The sequence below is a fragment of the Thioclava sp. F36-6 genome (assembly GCF_002020305.1).
Lineage (GTDB): Bacteria > Pseudomonadota > Alphaproteobacteria > Rhodobacterales > Rhodobacteraceae > Thioclava > Thioclava sediminum.
In genome coordinates this window covers 629,628-645,422 of the sequence record NZ_MPZX01000002.1, presented here as the reverse complement: position 1 = coordinate 645,422, position 15,795 = coordinate 629,628, and the positions used below count along the sequence as shown (strand labels likewise).

The following is a 15,795-nucleotide window of genomic DNA, read 5'->3' as shown; positions in this document are numbered from 1 at the left end:
GCCCCTCATGGAGGTTCTTCTCTATTCGATTCCGATTTCCCTGTTGCTCGGCGGGATTGGCCTCGGGGCGTTTTTTTGGTCGCTGAAGAACAATCAGTATGACGACCCGAAAGGCGATGCCGAGCGTATCCTGTCCGACGAGTTCGACGACCACCCGAAGCAGGACTGAGCGCGCGACGCGGAGGGCCGGGCCGGGCGGCCTGATCCCCTCAGAACCGCGCCCCTTCGCCTTGGCACAAATATCCCCGCCGGAGGCTCCTGTCGGTGCGATCTGCGCGGCGGGTGCCACAAGGTCCGAAAAAAGGAAAAGCCGCGCTGACCAAGCGCGGCTTTTCATATTTTGCCCCTAAGGGAAGACTCTCAGGGGCCGACCACTTTGCAGTCCATAGCGCGAGACTCGAGCCTTGCACAGGCCAGTTGTGCCATGTCTTGGGTCATTCCTACGAAATTCGCCTCATAACCGGTCTTTCGGGTGGCCACTTTGCGCAAAGCTTCGCCCAAAGTGTCGCTTTCCATCAGTGCCGTGGTCAGCATGTGGCGCTCTGCGGCGAATCGCGAACCGAACAGCCCGAGGCTGACACCCCAGTTGCGCCCGCCCGAGCTGGAGACGCGGGCGACCACGCGCGGCTTCTGCTCGGGGGCCGGGGCAGGGGGGGTGAGAGCGGCGAGGATGATCTCGCTTTTGCGCTTCTCGGGGGCTGCGGCCATCTGCGCGGTCTCGGGCTGCGGGTCCGTCGACTGCACGAAGCTGGACGGGGCCTTGGCGCCATCGGACTTGCCGTTTTGGTCCAGATCGAGCGTATGTGCCTCGGCCAGCTCCATCGTCTCCGGCTGCGGCTGGGTGGACTGGACGAATTTCGGGCCGTCCGACGCGCCGGGCTCGTAGGAGGCAAGCTGCACGTCGCTCGGCTCTTCGCTGCCATCCGCGCTGGCCTTGCCGGCGGCGACGGCGGCGTCATGCGCCTGCGCCTGTGCCAGCGGGGTGGCCTTGGTCACCTCGGCAGGCAGCGCCTTCGTCGCGTCCGCGACCTGAATCTCGCGCGGGTTGCGCTGCGGGCGGGGGCTTGCGGTGATCTCCGCGCCGATCCCGAGCGTGCCGGCATCGGCCACGACGACATCTTGCGTGTCCGCAGTAGCGTCCTGCGCGCCTTCGGCCACGTCCTCGGGGATGTCGGTGCTCTCGTCCACCTGATCGGCCTGCACCGCGGCGGCGAGCGCCATCGAGATCGCATCGCTATCCGCAGTCGGCGCGGTCGGGCGGATATCGGGGCGCGGGCTCTTCTTCGGCGCGAGGTTCGCCATCAGCATCGGCGATTGCGCGGGCTCGATATATTGCGGAATCCGGGGGCGGTTCGTCGGCGCGTTATTCGGTGCGCGCTTGAAGCCCAGATCCAGCAGATCGGCCATTTTCGCGTTGCGCTGCGCGGTGGAGGTGCCGCCAAAGACGGTCGCGATGATGCGCTTGTTGCCGCGCTGTGCGGAGGCGGTCAGGTTGAAGCCCGAGGCCGAGGTATAGCCGGTCTTGATGCCGTCCGCGCCCTTGTAGGCTGCGAGGAATTTGCGGTTCGTCGAATAGACGGTGCGCACTTTCGCATCCGCCGAGCGGCGCGAGAAGATGTTGTAATATTGCGGATAGTCGAAGAACAGGTGACGGCCCATGATCGTCATGTCATGCGCCGAGGACAGGTGGCCCTTGCGGGTCAGGCCATTGGCATTGACGAAATGGGTGTTCTTCATGCCCAGCTGCCGGGCGGTGCGGTTCATCCGCGCGGCGAAACCTTCTTCCGAGCCGCCGATGTAGTCGCCGAGCGCTGCTGCGGCGTCATTGGCGGATTTGATCGCAGCGGCGCGGATCAGGTAGCGCACGGCGATCTTCTGACCGGGACGTAGACCGAGCCGGGAGGGCGGCTGGCTGGCGGCGTGCTTCGTCACGGTGACGATGGAATCGAGGCTGAACTCGCCATGCTCGATCGCCTGGAAGGTGATGTAGAGCGTCATCATCTTCGTCAGCGACGCAGGATGCAGCGGCGTGTCGGCATTCTTGGAGTAGAGAACTTCGCCCGATCGCATGTCCATGACCATCGCCGCGTAGGGCGCGGCCTGCGCAGCGATCGGCGCAATGAGTGTCAGAAGGATTACGAATAGCCCATCACGGACCCAGCGCATCAGCGTGGTCACGGTTTCACCTATTTCACTGCCTCAAATTTGCCCCTTCTTGCGTTGCCGATCTGAGCCAGCTTGCGGGGCTTGTTAGAGAGAAGCGTAGCATGGGTGTTGCAGGCTGGAAACTGTCTATTTTCAAGAGCTTTCACTGCGACATTCATGCAATACCGCAATATGTGGTAGGTCTCTCGCGAAGTTGTCTCTAGCAGTGGTTGGTTCCGCTCGCGCGCGCGTGAGGTCATGCGGCAGGTGACGCGACGCAAAGGCGCGGCGCTCGCAAAATTTTTCTGAGAAGAAAGATTTTAGTCCGTGATTTTCGCGACGAAATTTGGCAGCGCGCCGAGGTGCGGCAATTCCGCGAAGCGGGGATGATCCATCGGGGGCTCGGCATGCTCGAAAGCCCATGTCAATTCATGGGGCACATGCACGCCCCAGCCGCCCGCCTCGATCATCGGGATCACGTCGGATTTCAGCGAATTGCCCGCCATCAGGCCGTGCTCCGCCCCTTCGGCATGGCGCGCGAAAATCTCGGTGTAGACCGGGGCTTTCTTGTCCGAGACGATCTCGACCGCGTCGAACAGATCGCCCAAGCCCGACTGCGCCAGCTTTCGCTCCTGGTCGATCAGGTCGCCCTTCGTCACCAGAAGGATGCGGTAGTCGTCCGACAGGGCCTCGATCGTCTCGCGTGCATGGGGCAGCAGCTCGATCGGGTGCGACAGCATCTCGCGCCCGGCGGCGAGAATCTCCGACAGGATCGTTGCGGGCACGCGGCCCTCGCTGACTTCGATCGCGGTTTCGATCATCGACAGGGTGAAGCCTTTGATGCCAAAGCCGTAATGCGCGATGTTGCGACGTTCCGCCGCGATCAGCCGCTCTGCCAGATGATCGGGCTCGGCGTGGTCGCGCAGCAATTCGGTAAAGTGGTCATGCGTGAGTTGAAAGAAACGCTCGTTATGCCAAAGCGTATCATCCGCATCGAAGCCAATCGCCGTGAGCCGCATGGTCCCGCCTTTCTCGTCACAGGTGTCGAAGGACTTTTCATATGTCACGAAGACCCTATATTCCGCCAGAGCCCCTCAACGAATCCTGATGCCGGAGCGCCCTTGACCGAGCCTCTTTACATGATGTCCGACGACGACCAGGACGACAGCGATAACGACGCGTCCCTCGCGACCAAGACACGGCCGAAGACGCAGCGTCCGCCGATGTACAAGGTCATGTTGTTGAACGACGATTACACGCCAATGGAATTCGTCGTCCATATCCTCGAGCGGTTCTTCGGTCTGAACCACGCGCAGGCGTTCGAGATTATGCTGACCGTGCACAAGAAGGGTCTTGCGGTGGTCGGTGTCTTCTCTTTCGAGGTGGCCGAGACGAAGGTGGCGCAGGTGATGGATTTCGCGCGCCGCCACCAGCACCCGCTGCAATGCACGATGGAGAAGGAATAAAGGCCGCCCAAGCGGTTCCTTGCAAATTCAGTCGCGCCCGCCTATTCGGCGGGCTCGTTTCTTTCAGAGGGTTCCCTGCATGAGCCATCCGCGACTTTCGCTCGCTCTCGAGATGCCCGAGGCGCTTCCGCCCGAGGGAGACATCGCGCTGTTCGCGCCTGTGGGCACGCTGGACCTCGGCGGTCTGCCGGTCGATCGGCTCGTGGCGATCCAGCCCGAGAAGCCCGATCACGACGTGCTCGCGCAGCGCGGCGTTCGCGTCTCGCCGACTGCCGAGGGCAGCTATGCCGCGGCGATCATCTTCGCGCCCCGCGCCAAGGCCGAAGCCCGCGCGCTGATCGCCGAAGCCTGTCAGCGCGTGGCGCCGGGCGGCCCGATCTATGTCGACGGGGTGAAGACCGAAGGGATCGACTCGCTGCTCAAGGAGTTGCGGGGGCGGGTGGATCTTTCCGCGCCGATCGCGAAGGCCCATGGCAAGATCGCATGGTTCGCCGCAGCCCCCGACCTGCTGAGCGACTGGGCGGCTCAGGACATTCACCCGGTCGAAGGCTTCGTGACCCGTCCGGGCGTGTTCTCCGCGGATGCGGTGGATGAGGGCTCGGCGCTTCTGGCCGAATGCCTGCCCGATAGCCTGCCGTCGAAAGTCGCCGATCTCGGCGCGGGCTGGGGCTGGCTCTCGGCGCAGATCCTCGCCAAGAAAGGCGTCGAACGGCTCGATCTGGTCGAGTCGGATGCGGTCGCGCTGGATTGCGCGAAACGCAACATCAGCGATCCGCGCGCACAGTTCCTTTGGGCCGATGCCACGCGCCATGTGCCGGAAGAGCGCTATACCGCCGTCGTGATGAACCCGCCCTTCCATGGGGCCGCGCGCGGGGCCGATCCGGCGCTGGGGCTGGCCTTCATTCAGGCCGCACGCGGGATGCTGTCGCTCTCGGGCACGCTCTGGATGGTGGCGAACCGCCATCTGCCCTATGCCGATGCGCTCGCCGCCGCGTTCCACGAGATCGAAGAGGTCACGCCGCCCAGCGGTCCCTCGACCCGTTTCCGTATCATTCGCGCAGCCAAGCCGATCCCCGCAGGGAAGACCTCGGGGAAATCGGCGGGCACGCGCGCCACAGCCGAGCCGAAACGCAGCCTTGCCCCTCGCAAGCGGCGCTAAGCTCGCCTAACCTGCCTCAACATCCACGAGGAGACACCCAATGTCCCTTTCTGTTTCCGGCAAGACCGTCATCGTCACGGGCGCAGCCCACGGTATCGGTCAGGCCATCGCGCGCCATTTCGTCGATCGCGGCGCGCAGGTGATGTTTGCCGATATCGATGAAGAGAAGCTTGCCGCCGAACTCGGCGACACGGCCAAGACCGAAGGGCCGGTGCGCTATTTCTCGGGCGATCTGTGCGAGAAGCTGGCGGTGAAGAACCTGCTCTCGGCCACGGTGGACGCGTTCGACCGGATCGACATTCTGGTGAATTGCGCGCGCACCTTCGCGCCATGCGATCCGCTCGATCCGTCCGTCGAGGTGCTCGACTCGATGCTGTCGCAGAACATGAAATCGGCGTTGCGGGTCAGTCAGATGACCGCCAAGCGGATGATCAAGCAGGCCGAGGATGAGGGTCGCACCGAGGGCGAGATCGGCTCGATCATCAATGTCTCGACGCTGGCCTCGAACCGTACCCAGCCCGAGCTGATGGCCTATTCGATCGCCTGCGCGGCCCAGGATCAGGCGATCCGTTCGCTCGCCGTGGCGCTCGCGCCGAAGCGGATCCGGGTGAACGGCGTCAGCTTCGCCTCGGTGATGAGCCGCTCGCTGCAGGATGCGCTGAAGGAAAACGACGACTGGCGAGAGGCGATCTGCGAAGGCACGCCGCTGGGCCGGATCGCGCCGCCGTCGGAGCTGGCAGAGACGGTGCAGTATCTGGCGTCTTCGGGGGCGAGCTTCGTCACCGGGCAGATCATCAATGTCGATGGCGGGCGCAGTCTTCTGGATCGCGTGCAGGTCCCGGCCTTCTAAGGCTCAGGACCGCGCCGCGCGCCGGTCCATCGCCCAGAGTACGCCCGCGCCGGCCACGCCCAGAAGGGCGCCTGCCGCTGCGGCCAGCTCATAGCCCGCAATAGCCGTTCCAATGGCGAAGATGGCCGCCGAGAACCCGTCGCCTGCCAGTTTCTGCAGCGCCATCAATGAGGCCCCCGCGCCGGGCCGGTTCGACAGCAGGTCCTGCAGATAGGCCATCGGTTGGGTCAGCACGACCGCGCCGCCGATCGCGCCAGGCAGGGCGAGAAACCAGACGTAAGGCGTGGGCGCAAGCAGCGGCAGCAGCCCCAGATGGGTTGCGTAAAGCGCAGCCCCGATCCAGATCATCGTCGTGCGCTCGATCCGACCCAGAACCAGCGGCAGCGCCAGCATGAAGGGCACCTCCAGCCCCGCCATGAGCCCTGCGTAAAGCGCGGTATCGGCGGCCCCACGACCGGGCGTCGCCTCGAAAACCAGCCCCATCACGACGAGATAGAGCATGATCGACCCGTTGATCGTCCCAAGCGCCACGACGCGGGCGAGGATCGGCAGATTCGCCATCTCGTGCAGGGATTGCCGGAAGGTCAGCCCCGATTTCGGATCGGGCCAGCGGGTCGCCCCGTCGCGCGGCCAGAACAGGAAGGTCAGCGCGAGGATCGTGGCCCCGAGCGTCAGCGTCACCGGGTAGATCGAGGTCATCGCAGCGCCTCGGTCGAAGACCACCGACCAGATCGGCAGCACCACCACCCAAGGCAGCGCGAAGAGCGCGCGCAGCGTCGAGAGGATCGCGGGCCTGTCCTCTGCGGGGTGGGTCGAGGCCGCCAGCCGCGAGAGCGCGAAGAGCTGGCCGAAGATCGATGCCGAGAGCGGCAGGATCAGCGCGTTGGCGATCACGAAGACCACCCAGTTGTCGCCCGCCAGCACCAGCCCCGAGCCCACGATCAGCATCGCCGAGGTGCCAAGTGCGATGGCCCGGCGGTTCGCGCGCTGATCGGCGAGGATGCCAAGCCCGACCGAGGCGGAGACCGACAGCACCGATGCCACCATCAGAACGCCCGAATACGCACGGTCCGAGAGGCCGAACACCTTGATCGCCAGCGCCGAGACATAGGGCCCCATCGTCGCCGCATGGGCGCCGAACAGCACCAGCAAAATGGCGGCGAGACGCAGAGCAGGATCGGAGAGGACAAGGCGGATCGGACGTAGCATGTCGCCGCTTTGCGCCTTCGGGCGTCCAAGTTCAAGAGGCAGCCGCGAAGCCTTACTCGTGGAGCTACAAAGGCTTAGCGAAATGCTCGGCGAAAAACCGCCACAGGCAGGGAACGGCGGCGCTGGAACGCTAGTTCAAAAGGCAGGGCGGGAGAGGTTGTACATGTAAAAGGAAGCATCATGCTCTCGCGTCATATCGCACTGAAGTTCGACAATGTGATCCGCAATATCCTGCTGCGCGCCGAGGTTCCGCCCGCGCAGGTGACGACCCCGCGTCTGGGCCGTCTGGAAGATGCCGAAACCGCTCTGGAACAGGAGTGCGCCCGGGTGGTGCTGGCGATGCCGCAAGAGGAGCGCGGGGTTCTGAGCCTCACCTACGGCCTCAGCGGTCACGCCCCGATCCCGCCGCACCGTGCCGCCGACGTGCTCGGTTGGACGCTGATCCAGACGATGACGATAGGGGAAGGCGCGATCCTGCGGTTGCGCAACGCCAAATCCGCGCGTGCCGCGTTCGAGCCGCTTCTGGAGGCCTTGCATCCGCGCCTGCTCGCGGCGGCGGACGAGATCTACGAGATGCGTCTGGCCGATGTGCCGCGCAAGCGCCGCGACAAGGTGCTCAAAAACCTCTGGTGCGATATCAGCCCGCTGGAACGCCTTGCCCTGCGCGGCTTCGGCGACGGCGAGGTCCCCGAGATGGAGCGGGCGCTGGAGCGTCGCGCCGCCGGTCAGCTTCTGTGCTGAGTGCTCAGCGCCAGTCGAAGAACCCTTCGCCCGCCTGAGACAGCAGATCGCGCGCGAGGTGCTCGCCCATCGCGGCGCCCTCGTCGATATTGCCCCAGCGCTCGCCCGCGAGCGCCTCGGAGCCGTCGGGACGCAGGATCTGGCCGCGCAGCCAGAGCCGGCCGCCCTCGATCAGCGCGAGCCCCGCAATCGGCGTTTCGCAAGAGCCGTCCAGCGTCGCGAGGAAGGCACGTTCCGCCAACAGGCGCTGCTCGGTGACCAGATCATGGATCGGCGCGAGGAGCGCCTCGGCGCGGGCATCGGCCATCCGGCGTTCGATCCCGATCGCGCCTTGCGCGACGGCCGGCAGCATCTCCTCGGCGGCGATGGGCCCGCGCGCCGAGTCCTCCATCCCCAGACGACGCAGCCCCGCATAGGCGAGGAAGCTCGCCGCCGCGACGCCGTCCGCCAGCTTCTTCAGCCGGGTCTGCACATTGCCGCGAAACTCGACAAGTTTCAGATCGGGGCGCACATGGGCAAGCTGCGCCCGGCGGCGCAGGCTGGACGTGCCGACCGTCGCGCCTTCGGGCAGGGCCATGATCGAGTCGTATTCGAGACTGACGAAAGCGTCGCGCACGTCTTCGCGCGGAAGGTAGCAATCGAGCACCAGCCCCTCGGGTTGCTCGGTCGGCATGTCCTTCATCGAATGCACGGCGATATCGATGCGGCCATCGACCATGGCCTCTTCGATTTCCTTCGTGAACAGGCCCTTGTTGCCGATCTCTTTGAGCGGCTTGTCCGCCGCGATCATCGCCCGGTCATCGCCAGTGGTCTTGATCACCACGACTTCGAAAGCGTCTTCGGGCAGACCATGCGCGGCCATCAGCCGGTCTCGGGTCTCATAGGCCTGCGCCAGCGCCAGCGGCGAGCCGCGGGTGCCGATCTTGAGCGGGGATTTCGCATCGGGCATCTGTGTCATGGTCCCGGAATATCCGCGACAGATGGACCTTGCAAGAAGCCCTGCGCTTGACATGACGCCACAGGTCGCGTCGAAGGGGTGCAAAGAGGAGGCGCGAGAATGACCGACAAGAAGATCCTGCGAGCTTTGAAAGGCGAAGTGCTGCCGACCCCTCCGGTCTGGATGATGCGGCAAGCGGGGCGCTACCTGCCGGAATATCGCGCGACGCGGGCGAAAGCGGGCGACTTCCTGTCGCTGTGCTACAATCCCGAACTGGCCGCCGAGGTGACGCTGCAGCCGATCCGCCGCTACGGCTTCGACGCGGCGATCCTGTTTGCCGACATTCTGTTGCTGCCGCAGGCTCTGGGCGCCGATCTGTGGTTCGTCACCGGCGAGGGTCCGCGCCTCTCGACCATCACCGGTGCGGAAGGGTTCGCCAAGCTCAAGACCAAGGACGACATCCACGAGACGCTCAACCCGGTCTATGAGACCGTCTCGATCCTCTCGGAAGAACTGCCGAAAGAGACCACGCTGATCGGGTTCGCCGGCGCGCCGTGGACCGTCGCGACCTACATGATCGCGGGCCGCGGCACGAAGGATCAGGGCCCGGCCCATGCGCTGAAGGCCGAAGACCGCGAAACCTTCGTGAAGATCATCGACCTGCTGACCGTCTCGACAATCGAATACCTGTCGAAACAGGTCGAGGCCGGGGCCGAGGTCGTGAAGATCTTCGACAGCTGGGCGGGCTCGCTCAAAGGTCAGGATTTCGAGGATTTCGCCGTCGAACCGGCGCGCAAGATCATCGCCGAGATGAAAGCGCGCTTCCCGGGCCTGCCGGTCATCGCCTTCCCGCGCGAGGCGGGCGAGGGTTATATCGGCTTCCATCAGAAGACCGGCGCCGATTGCGTCGCGCTCGACAATTCGATCACGCCCGAATGGGGCGCCGAGCATGTGCAGGTGTCTGGCTGCGTGCAGGGCAACCTCGCATCCTCGCATATGGTCACCGGCGGTCAGGCGCTGATCGACGAGACGCGCCACGTGGTGCAGGCCTTCAGCAAGGGGCCGCATATCTTCAATCTCGGCCATGGGATCACCCCCGATGCCGATCCGGAGAATGTGGCCCTGATGGTCGAGACGATCCGCAACGGCTGACGCGCGGTTTCGACCGAGCGCGCGCGTCCGAGCTTTCGGGCGCGCATCCCCCTCTTCCTCTTGGCGAAGATATCCCGGGGTGAATTCGCGCAAGCGAAGAGGGGCAGCGCCCCTCCACCCTTGGGCCTAGGAGGCCCTCAGCCCCTCAATACCACTTCGCGACGGGCGGCAGGCTCATCAGAACCGCATCGGCGTTATGCCCGGTCTCGAGCCCGAATTTCGTGCCTCGGTCATAGACGAGATTATATTCCGCATAGAGCCCGCGATGGCGCAGCTGGGCCTCGCGGTCCTCCTCGGACCAATCCTGCACGCGGCGCTTCTCGATCAGCGGCTGGAAGGCGGGCAGGAAGCCCGCGCCCACCGATTGGGTGAAGGCGAAATCGTCTTCCCACTCGCCGGTGTTCAGATCGTCGTAGAAAATCCCGCCGACGCCACGTGCCCGGCCACGGTGGGGGATGAAGAAATACTCGTCCGCCCAGGCTTTGAAATGGTCGTAATAGGTCTTGTCATGAGCGTCGCAGGCGGCCTGCATCTCGGCGTGGAAATGCGCGGTGTCCTCGTCATACTCAAGACACGGATTGAGGTCCGCGCCACCGCCGAACCACCACGCGCCGGGCGTCCAGAACATGCGCGTGTTCATGTGGACGGCGGGGCAATGCGGGTTCTGCATATGTGCGACGAGGCTGATCCCCGAGGCCCAGAACCGCGGGTCGTCCTCCATCCCCGGTACGCCGCGTGCGGCCATCGCCTTTTGCGCGCGGGGCGCCAGTTCGCCCCAGACGGTCGAGATATTCACGCCGACTTTCTCGAAGACGCGCCCGCCGCGCATCACGCTCATTTTGCCGCCGCCATGGTCCTCGCCGTTCGGCCCCTTGCGCTCGGTGGGCGTCACCTCGAAACGACCCGGCGTCTGATCAGAAAGCGGGCCTTGCGCATGGCTGTCTTCCAGCCCCTCGAACGCCGTGACGATCCGGTCGCGCAGGTCGGAAAACCATTGGCTCGCGCGGGCCTTGCGGGCGTCGAAATCCTCAACCGTGTCAGTCATGCGTAGGGCCTCCCAAATCTTTAGCGTGATCCTTATCAGGCGCCGAGGGATGCGGGAAGGGCGCGATTGATCGCGGTCGGAAGCGGGCGTAGGCTCGACTCATCAAGGAGATAGTCCATGCGCCACGCCCTCATGCTGATCCCGCTCGTCCTGCTCGCCGCCTGCGGCACCCCGCAGGAGCGTTGCATCCGCCAGTCCACGACCGAATTGCGGCGCGTCACCAATCTGGTGAGCGAGGTGCAGGGCAACATCGCGCGGGGCTATGCGTGGCAGAGTTACGAGACCACCTCGAGCCGCTGGGAAGTCTGCGGCTACAACACGATCACCAAGGGCGACAAGGTGATCCAGAAGCCGCGCATGTGCCTCGAGGATTACACGGTGACGCGCCAGCGTCCGATCCCGATCGACCCGGCCGCCGAGAAACGCAAGCTCGACGCGCTGCTGAAGCGGCAGGCGGAGCTGTCGAAGGCCGCCGAGGCGCAGATCGCGGCCTGCAAGGCGGCCTATCCCGAAGAGGAGAGCTGAGCGCTCAGCTCCCCTGTTTCACCTTCGCCAGAAGCTCCAGCACCTTCGGCCCCAGAGCTGAGACCACCTTTTTCACTCCTTCGGGCGAGGGGTGGATATTGTCGGGCTGCATCAGGTCGGTCTTGGCGCGCTCCTCGATCGGGGTTCCCGTGATCGGAGCGAGCAGGTTGAGCACCAGAACGGCATCGTATTTCTGCGCCAGATCGGGATAGATCGCGTCGAAATCCTGCTGATATTTCGGCCCGAAATTCCCCGGCGCGGGCAGCCCTGCCAGAAGCGCCGGAATCTCCTTCGCCTGCAGTTTTGCCAGAATGCCATCGAGGTTCGCCCGCGCCTGTTCGGGCGGCAGCCCGCGCAGCAGGTCATTGCCGCCCAAAGCCACGATCACCGCGTCGGGCTGGGGTGTCAGAAGCCAGTCGATCCGCGACAGCCCGCCTGCCGTGGTGTCGCCCGAGACGCCGCCATTGATCACCTTCACATCCTGCCCATGATCCTGCAGCCAGCCCTGCAGCTGCGGCACCAGCCCGTCCGCCGGATTATCGAGCCCGTAGCCTTGGGTCAGCGAGTCCCCCAATGCGAGGATCGACACCTCCGCCATCGCGGGCGCGGCCCCCAGTGCCAACCCTGCGGCGATAAAACCCGCCGCGATCCGCTTGCGTATCCCCATCCGCGGCCCATCTCCCTTTGAAGCAAAAGAAAGACGGCGCATGAGTGACACGATCCTTGAGTTGAAAGACGCGCGGCTTGCGCTCGATGGAAATACCGGGCCGGTCGAGATCCTCAACGGGATCGACCTGAGCATCGCGAAAGGGGAAAGCGTCGGGCTTACGGGGCCGTCTGGATCGGGCAAATCGTCGCTCCTCATGCTGATGGGCGGGCTCGAACGCGCCACCTCCGGGTCTGTCACCGCTTTGGGCCACGATCTCTCGAAACTGTCCGAGGATGCGCTGGCGCGGTTTCGTCGGGGTAATATGGGGGTGGTTTTCCAAAGCTTCCACCTCATCCCGACGATGACGGCGCTGGAAAACGTCGCGATGCCGCTTGAGATCGCAGGCGTGGAGCGCCCGTTCGAGCGCGCCGCGGCAGAGCTGGACGCCGTCGGACTGGCGCACAGGCTCGAGCATTATCCCAGCCAGATGTCGGGCGGCGAGCAGCAGCGCGTGGCACTGGCCCGCGCGGTTGCACCGCGGCCTGCGATCCTGCTGGCCGATGAACCCACCGGCAATCTCGACAGTGCCACGGGCGAGACGATCATCGAGCTGCTCTTCGGCCTGCAGGAGAAACACGGCGCGACGCTGGTGCTGGTGACACACGCGCCCGAACTGGCGGCGCGCTGCGACCGGATCGTGGAGCTGCGCGACGGCGAAGTCGTGGGCGATCACATTGCAACGGACGCGTCCGCATGAGCCTCGCGCTCTCCATCGCCCGGCGCGAGCTGCGCGGCGGCATTCGCGGCTTCTGGGTGATGCTGCTCTGCCTGATGCTGGGCGTGGCAGCGATCGCTTCGGTCGGTCTGGTGCGCTCGGCCATCGAGCGCGCGCTGTCGGATCAGGGCGCGGTGCTGCTGGGCGGCGACACGCAATACGAGTTCACCTATCGCCGCGCCAAGCCCGAGGAGCTGCAATGGATCACTGACCGCGCTGCGGCGGTCTCCGAGGTGATCGACTTCCGCTCGATGCTGTCCACCGGCACCGATCCCGCCGACCGCGCGCTGACGCAGGTTAAGGCGGTGGACGGGGCCTATCCGCTGACCGGAAAGCTGCAGCTTGATCCGCCCGTCGCCTCCGATGCGCTGAAGGGGCAGGGCGGTGTGCCGGGGATCTTCCTCGATCCGATCCTCGCCGACCGTCTGGGCCTGAGCCCTGGTGACCGGGTGCAGCTTGGCGGGCAGGACTTCGTGATGATGGCGCGGATCGTGCGCGAGCCGGATTCGACGGGCACGGGGATGGGGCTTGGCCCGCATTCCATTGTCGCGCTGTCGGCCATCGAGAACACGCCGCTTCTCTCGCCGGGCTCGCTCTTCGAGACCGAATACCGCGCGACCCTGCCGCCAGACACCGATCTCGCCACCCTGAAACAGCAGGCAGAGACCCGGTTCGACGGGGCTGGCATGCGCTGGTCCGACCGCCGCCGAGCCGCGCCGGGGGCGGAGCGTTTCGTGCAACGGCTAGGCTCTTTCCTCGTGCTGGTGGGGCTTGCCGGGCTGGCCGTAGGCGGCGTCGGCATCTCCGCCACCGTCGCCGCATGGATCGAACGCAAGGCCCCCACCATTGCCACCCTGCGCGCGCTTGGAGCGACCGGCAGTACGATCCGCGCGGCGTTCCTGATCCAACTTGCCGCTCTCGGCCTCGCAGGCATTCTCGGCGGGCTCGTCCTTGGCGCCGGTCTCGTCCTCGGCGCATCCGGGCTGATCGAACGGTCGCTGCCGCTGCCGGTCGAGATCGGCCTCGATCCCGGGCCGCTGGGCGAGGCCGCGCTCTACGGCGCGTTGGTCGCGATGCTGTTTGCCCTCTGGCCGCTCTCGCGCATGTCGAAGATGCGCGCGGCGACGCTTTACCGCGACACCGGTGCAGGCCGCCGCCTGCCGGGCTGGCCCACGCTTCTGCTGACGGCGGCGCTTCTGACGATCATCGTCTCCGTCTCGGCGTGGTTCTCGGGCCTCTGGACCCTGACGCTGGCAAGCCTCGGCGGCATCGCCGTGGCGCTTTTGATCCTGACGCTCGCGGCGAGCCTGATCCGCTGGCTGGCGCGCCGCGCGCAGCATAGCGCCCGAGGCCGCCCCGTGCTGCGCGCCGCCCTTGCCGCCATCGGCGGGCCGCGCTCCGAAGCGCGCTCGGTCATCCTGTCGCTGGGACTTGGCCTCTCCGTTCTGGCCGCGGTCGGGCAGGTCGATAGCGGTCTGCGCGGGGCCATCGACCGCGATTTGCCGAAGGTCGCACCCGCCTATTTCGTGATCGATATCCAGCCCGACCAGATCCAGCCCTTCACCGATCTGCTGGCGGATATGCCCGAAGTCACCAAGGTCGAAAGCGTGCCGATGCTGCGCGGCGTGATCACCAAGATCAACGGCGAGGACGCGCGCAAGACGCATGGCGAGCATTGGGTGCTGCGCGGCGATCGCGGCGTGACCTATGCGGAGACCCCGCGCGAAAAGATCACTGCGGGCGAGTGGTGGCCGAAGGATTATAGCGGCCCGCCGCTGGCCAGCTTCTCGGCCAAGGAGGCGCAGGAGATCGGCCTGAAGCTCGGCGATACGATCACGGTGAACATCCTCGGGCGGGACATCACCGCGAAGGTGACGTCGTTCCGTGATGTGGATTTCTCGACCGGCGGGATCGGCTTCGTCCTGACCCTCGATCCGGCGGCGCTGCGCGGCGCGCCCCATACATGGCTCGCCACGATCTACGCGCCGCCAAGCGCCGAGGCGCAGGTGATGCGCGATCTGGCGGAACGTTTCCCGAATATCACCGCGATCCGCGTGCGCGACGCCCTGCAGCGCGTGACCGATGCGCTCTCGGCCATCGCACGGGCGACTTCGCTGGCGGCGGGCGTGACGCTGCTCACCGGCTTCGTCGTCCTGATCGGGGCGGCGGCTGCGGGCGAGCGGGAGCGGGCCTGGGAGGCTGCGATGCTCAAGACGCTCGGCGCCACGCGCGGTGCGATCCTTGCGAGTTTCGCGCTGCGTTCGGCACTGATGGGCGCGGCTGCGGGTCTGGTCGCGATTCTGTTCGGCGGGCTCGCGGGTTGGGCCGTGGTTGATCTGGTGATGGGGGCGGAGTTCCATTTCGCCCCGATCCCCGCGCTTCTGATCGTCGCGGGCGGCGTGATCGCGACGCTGCTGGCAGGTCTCGTCTTCGCGCTGCGCCCGCTTGCGGCCCGGCCTGCGGGTGTGTTGCGCGCGCCTGAGTGAGGGCGGCATTGCCTGCAAAGGTTGGTCGCCTCCGGCGAGGATATTTCGGCCAAGAGGAAGGGAAGGCGCTTTGCTTCGCCTTGGCGTAAATATCCCCCGCGGAGCGTCCCTCAGGTCGGTCCCGCGCAGGTCGCGGGTCAGCGCAGCCCGGTTTCCCGGAGCAATCCGCGCCGTTTCGCCTCGTAATAATAGCCGCGCGAATACCATTTCACCGCGCGATCTTCCGAGCCATCCGAGACCAGCCATGCGCCGCGCAGGTATTTTACCGCGTATTTAAGGTTGGTGTCGGGATCGAGCAGGTCATGCGGTTTGCCGCGAAACCCCATGCCACGCGCGGTCTGCGGCAGAATCTGCATCAGCCCGTAATAGGGGCCGTTGCGGGCATCGGCGCGGTAGCGGCTCTCGCGCTGGACCACGCGGTGGGTGAGGCTGCGCGGAACGCCGTAATGGTCCGAATAGCGGTTGATCAGAGCGCGGATTTCCGGTGTCTCGTTGCGATGGAGCGGCAGCGCATAGGCCGGTTTCGCCATCGGACGCGGCGAGCCGCCACAGGCCGCGAGGGCGCCGAGCGAGAGCAGAAAGAGGCGACGAGTCAGCATACGGGCGCTCCGAAGGTGGGTCGTCGCAGCTAAACGTCCTCCTTGCCGCTTGGGAAG

General features: G+C 65.7%; 16 protein-coding genes. 9 read left to right on the top strand and 7 right to left on the bottom strand.

Annotation, left to right across the window (positions count from 1 at the left end; genetic code table 11):
• The first annotated feature begins 7 nt into the window (after positions 1-7).
• Entirely contained in the window at positions 8-169 is a 162-nt protein-coding gene (gene ccoS / locus BMI88_RS10120; RefSeq protein WP_078520399.1) for a cbb3-type cytochrome oxidase assembly protein CcoS, read from the top strand.
• 191 nt (positions 170-360) lie between these two features.
• Here ccoS and BMI88_RS10115 read toward each other — a convergent pair whose 3' ends face one another.
• Both BMI88_RS10115 and BMI88_RS10110 read right to left on the bottom strand, forming a co-directional pair.
• Positions 361-2,178, bottom strand: coding sequence for a D-alanyl-D-alanine carboxypeptidase family protein (locus tag BMI88_RS10115; protein WP_338113593.1), 1,818 nt, complete (start codon positions 2,176-2,178; stop codon positions 361-363).
• A gap of 287 nt (positions 2,179-2,465) precedes the next feature.
• Entirely contained in the window at positions 2,466-3,164 is a 699-nt protein-coding gene (locus tag BMI88_RS10110; protein WP_078548263.1) for an HAD family hydrolase, read from the bottom strand.
• 120 nt (positions 3,165-3,284) lie between these two features.
• Between BMI88_RS10110 and clpS the strand changes: the two genes are divergently transcribed.
• From clpS to BMI88_RS10095, 3 genes are all read left to right on the top strand, one after another.
• Complete coding sequence (gene clpS / locus BMI88_RS10105) at positions 3,285-3,611, top strand: ATP-dependent Clp protease adapter ClpS (RefSeq protein ID WP_088722630.1); 327 nt, start codon at positions 3,285-3,287, stop codon at positions 3,609-3,611.
• Between the two features lie 79 nt (positions 3,612-3,690).
• Positions 3,691-4,770: a class I SAM-dependent methyltransferase gene (locus BMI88_RS10100; protein WP_078548261.1), complete on the top strand. Its 1,080-nt coding sequence runs from the start codon at positions 3,691-3,693 to the stop codon at positions 4,768-4,770.
• Positions 4,771-4,810: 40 nt separating this feature from the next.
• Positions 4,811-5,620, top strand: coding sequence for an SDR family oxidoreductase (locus tag BMI88_RS10095; protein ID WP_078520396.1), 810 nt, complete (start codon positions 4,811-4,813; stop codon positions 5,618-5,620).
• Positions 5,621-5,623: 3 nt separating this feature from the next.
• Here BMI88_RS10095 and BMI88_RS10090 read toward each other — a convergent pair whose 3' ends face one another.
• Complete coding sequence (locus BMI88_RS10090) at positions 5,624-6,829, bottom strand: hypothetical protein (RefSeq protein WP_078541972.1); 1,206 nt, start codon at positions 6,827-6,829, stop codon at positions 5,624-5,626.
• Positions 6,830-7,009: 180 nt separating this feature from the next.
• Between BMI88_RS10090 and BMI88_RS10085 the strand changes: the two genes are divergently transcribed.
• Positions 7,010-7,570 (top strand): hypothetical protein, encoded by a 561-nt coding sequence (locus BMI88_RS10085; protein ID WP_078548259.1) that lies wholly within the window; start codon positions 7,010-7,012, stop codon positions 7,568-7,570.
• A gap of 4 nt (positions 7,571-7,574) precedes the next feature.
• Here BMI88_RS10085 and hemC read toward each other — a convergent pair whose 3' ends face one another.
• Positions 7,575-8,528, bottom strand: coding sequence for a hydroxymethylbilane synthase (hemC, locus tag BMI88_RS10080; RefSeq protein ID WP_078548257.1), 954 nt, complete (start codon positions 8,526-8,528; stop codon positions 7,575-7,577).
• 99 nt (positions 8,529-8,627) lie between these two features.
• Here hemC and hemE point away from each other — a divergent pair, with 99 nt between their 5' ends.
• Complete coding sequence (gene hemE / locus BMI88_RS10075; RefSeq protein ID WP_078548255.1) at positions 8,628-9,659, top strand: uroporphyrinogen decarboxylase; 1,032 nt, start codon at positions 8,628-8,630, stop codon at positions 9,657-9,659.
• 145 nt (positions 9,660-9,804) lie between these two features.
• On the opposite strand, the gene hemF is transcribed toward hemE, so the two are convergent.
• Positions 9,805-10,704, bottom strand: a complete 900-nt coding sequence (gene hemF, locus BMI88_RS10070) for an oxygen-dependent coproporphyrinogen oxidase (protein WP_078548253.1) — start codon at positions 10,702-10,704, stop codon at positions 9,805-9,807.
• Between the two features lie 117 nt (positions 10,705-10,821).
• On the opposite strand from hemF, the gene BMI88_RS10065 reads away from it, so the two are divergent.
• A complete protein-coding gene (locus BMI88_RS10065; RefSeq protein WP_078548251.1) occupies positions 10,822-11,229 on the top strand; it encodes a hypothetical protein in 408 nt (135 codons plus the stop codon).
• 4 nt (positions 11,230-11,233) lie between these two features.
• Here BMI88_RS10065 and BMI88_RS10060 read toward each other — a convergent pair whose 3' ends face one another.
• Positions 11,234-11,896, bottom strand: coding sequence for an arylesterase (locus BMI88_RS10060; RefSeq protein ID WP_078548249.1), 663 nt, complete (start codon positions 11,894-11,896; stop codon positions 11,234-11,236).
• Between the two features lie 40 nt (positions 11,897-11,936).
• Here BMI88_RS10060 and BMI88_RS10055 point away from each other — a divergent pair, with 40 nt between their 5' ends.
• Complete coding sequence (locus BMI88_RS10055) at positions 11,937-12,635, top strand: ABC transporter ATP-binding protein (RefSeq protein ID WP_078548247.1); 699 nt, start codon at positions 11,937-11,939, stop codon at positions 12,633-12,635.
• A complete protein-coding gene (locus BMI88_RS10050; protein ID WP_078548245.1) occupies positions 12,632-15,139 on the top strand; it encodes an FtsX-like permease family protein in 2,508 nt (835 codons plus the stop codon). Before BMI88_RS10055 ends, BMI88_RS10050 begins: the two co-directional genes overlap by 4 nt.
• 137 nt (positions 15,140-15,276) lie before the next feature.
• Here BMI88_RS10050 and BMI88_RS10045 read toward each other — a convergent pair whose 3' ends face one another.
• Complete coding sequence (locus BMI88_RS10045; protein WP_078541963.1) at positions 15,277-15,738, bottom strand: lytic transglycosylase domain-containing protein; 462 nt, start codon at positions 15,736-15,738, stop codon at positions 15,277-15,279.
• Positions 15,739-15,795: the final 57 nt, after the last annotated feature.

Excerpts from the sequence above, each read along its gene's own strand:
- ccoS (WP_078520399.1), top strand. The coding sequence starts at position 8 with ATGGAGGTTCTTCTCTATTCGATTCCGATTTCCCTGTTGCTCGGCGGG.
- hemF (WP_078548253.1), bottom strand. The coding sequence starts at position 10,704 with ATGACTGACACGGTTGAGGATTTCGACGCCCGCAAGGCCCGCGCGAGC.
- hemE (WP_078548255.1), top strand. The coding sequence starts at position 8,628 with ATGACCGACAAGAAGATCCTGCGAGCTTTGAAAGGCGAAGTGCTGCCG.
- clpS (WP_088722630.1), top strand. The coding sequence starts at position 3,285 with ATGATGTCCGACGACGACCAGGACGACAGCGATAACGACGCGTCCCTC.
- BMI88_RS10050 (WP_078548245.1), top strand. The coding sequence starts at position 12,632 with ATGAGCCTCGCGCTCTCCATCGCCCGGCGCGAGCTGCGCGGCGGCATT.
- BMI88_RS10055 (WP_078548247.1), top strand. The coding sequence starts at position 11,937 with ATGAGTGACACGATCCTTGAGTTGAAAGACGCGCGGCTTGCGCTCGAT.
- BMI88_RS10110 (WP_078548263.1), bottom strand. The coding sequence starts at position 3,164 with ATGCGGCTCACGGCGATTGGCTTCGATGCGGATGATACGCTTTGGCAT.
- hemC (WP_078548257.1), bottom strand. The coding sequence starts at position 8,528 with ATGACACAGATGCCCGATGCGAAATCCCCGCTCAAGATCGGCACCCGC.
- BMI88_RS10100 (WP_078548261.1), top strand. The coding sequence starts at position 3,691 with ATGAGCCATCCGCGACTTTCGCTCGCTCTCGAGATGCCCGAGGCGCTT.
- BMI88_RS10085 (WP_078548259.1), top strand. The coding sequence starts at position 7,010 with ATGCTCTCGCGTCATATCGCACTGAAGTTCGACAATGTGATCCGCAAT.
- BMI88_RS10065 (WP_078548251.1), top strand. The coding sequence starts at position 10,822 with ATGCGCCACGCCCTCATGCTGATCCCGCTCGTCCTGCTCGCCGCCTGC.
- BMI88_RS10060 (WP_078548249.1), bottom strand. The coding sequence starts at position 11,896 with ATGGGGATACGCAAGCGGATCGCGGCGGGTTTTATCGCCGCAGGGTTG.
- BMI88_RS10095 (WP_078520396.1), top strand. The coding sequence starts at position 4,811 with ATGTCCCTTTCTGTTTCCGGCAAGACCGTCATCGTCACGGGCGCAGCC.
- BMI88_RS10045 (WP_078541963.1), bottom strand. The coding sequence starts at position 15,738 with ATGCTGACTCGTCGCCTCTTTCTGCTCTCGCTCGGCGCCCTCGCGGCC.
- BMI88_RS10090 (WP_078541972.1), bottom strand. The coding sequence starts at position 6,829 with ATGCTACGTCCGATCCGCCTTGTCCTCTCCGATCCTGCTCTGCGTCTC.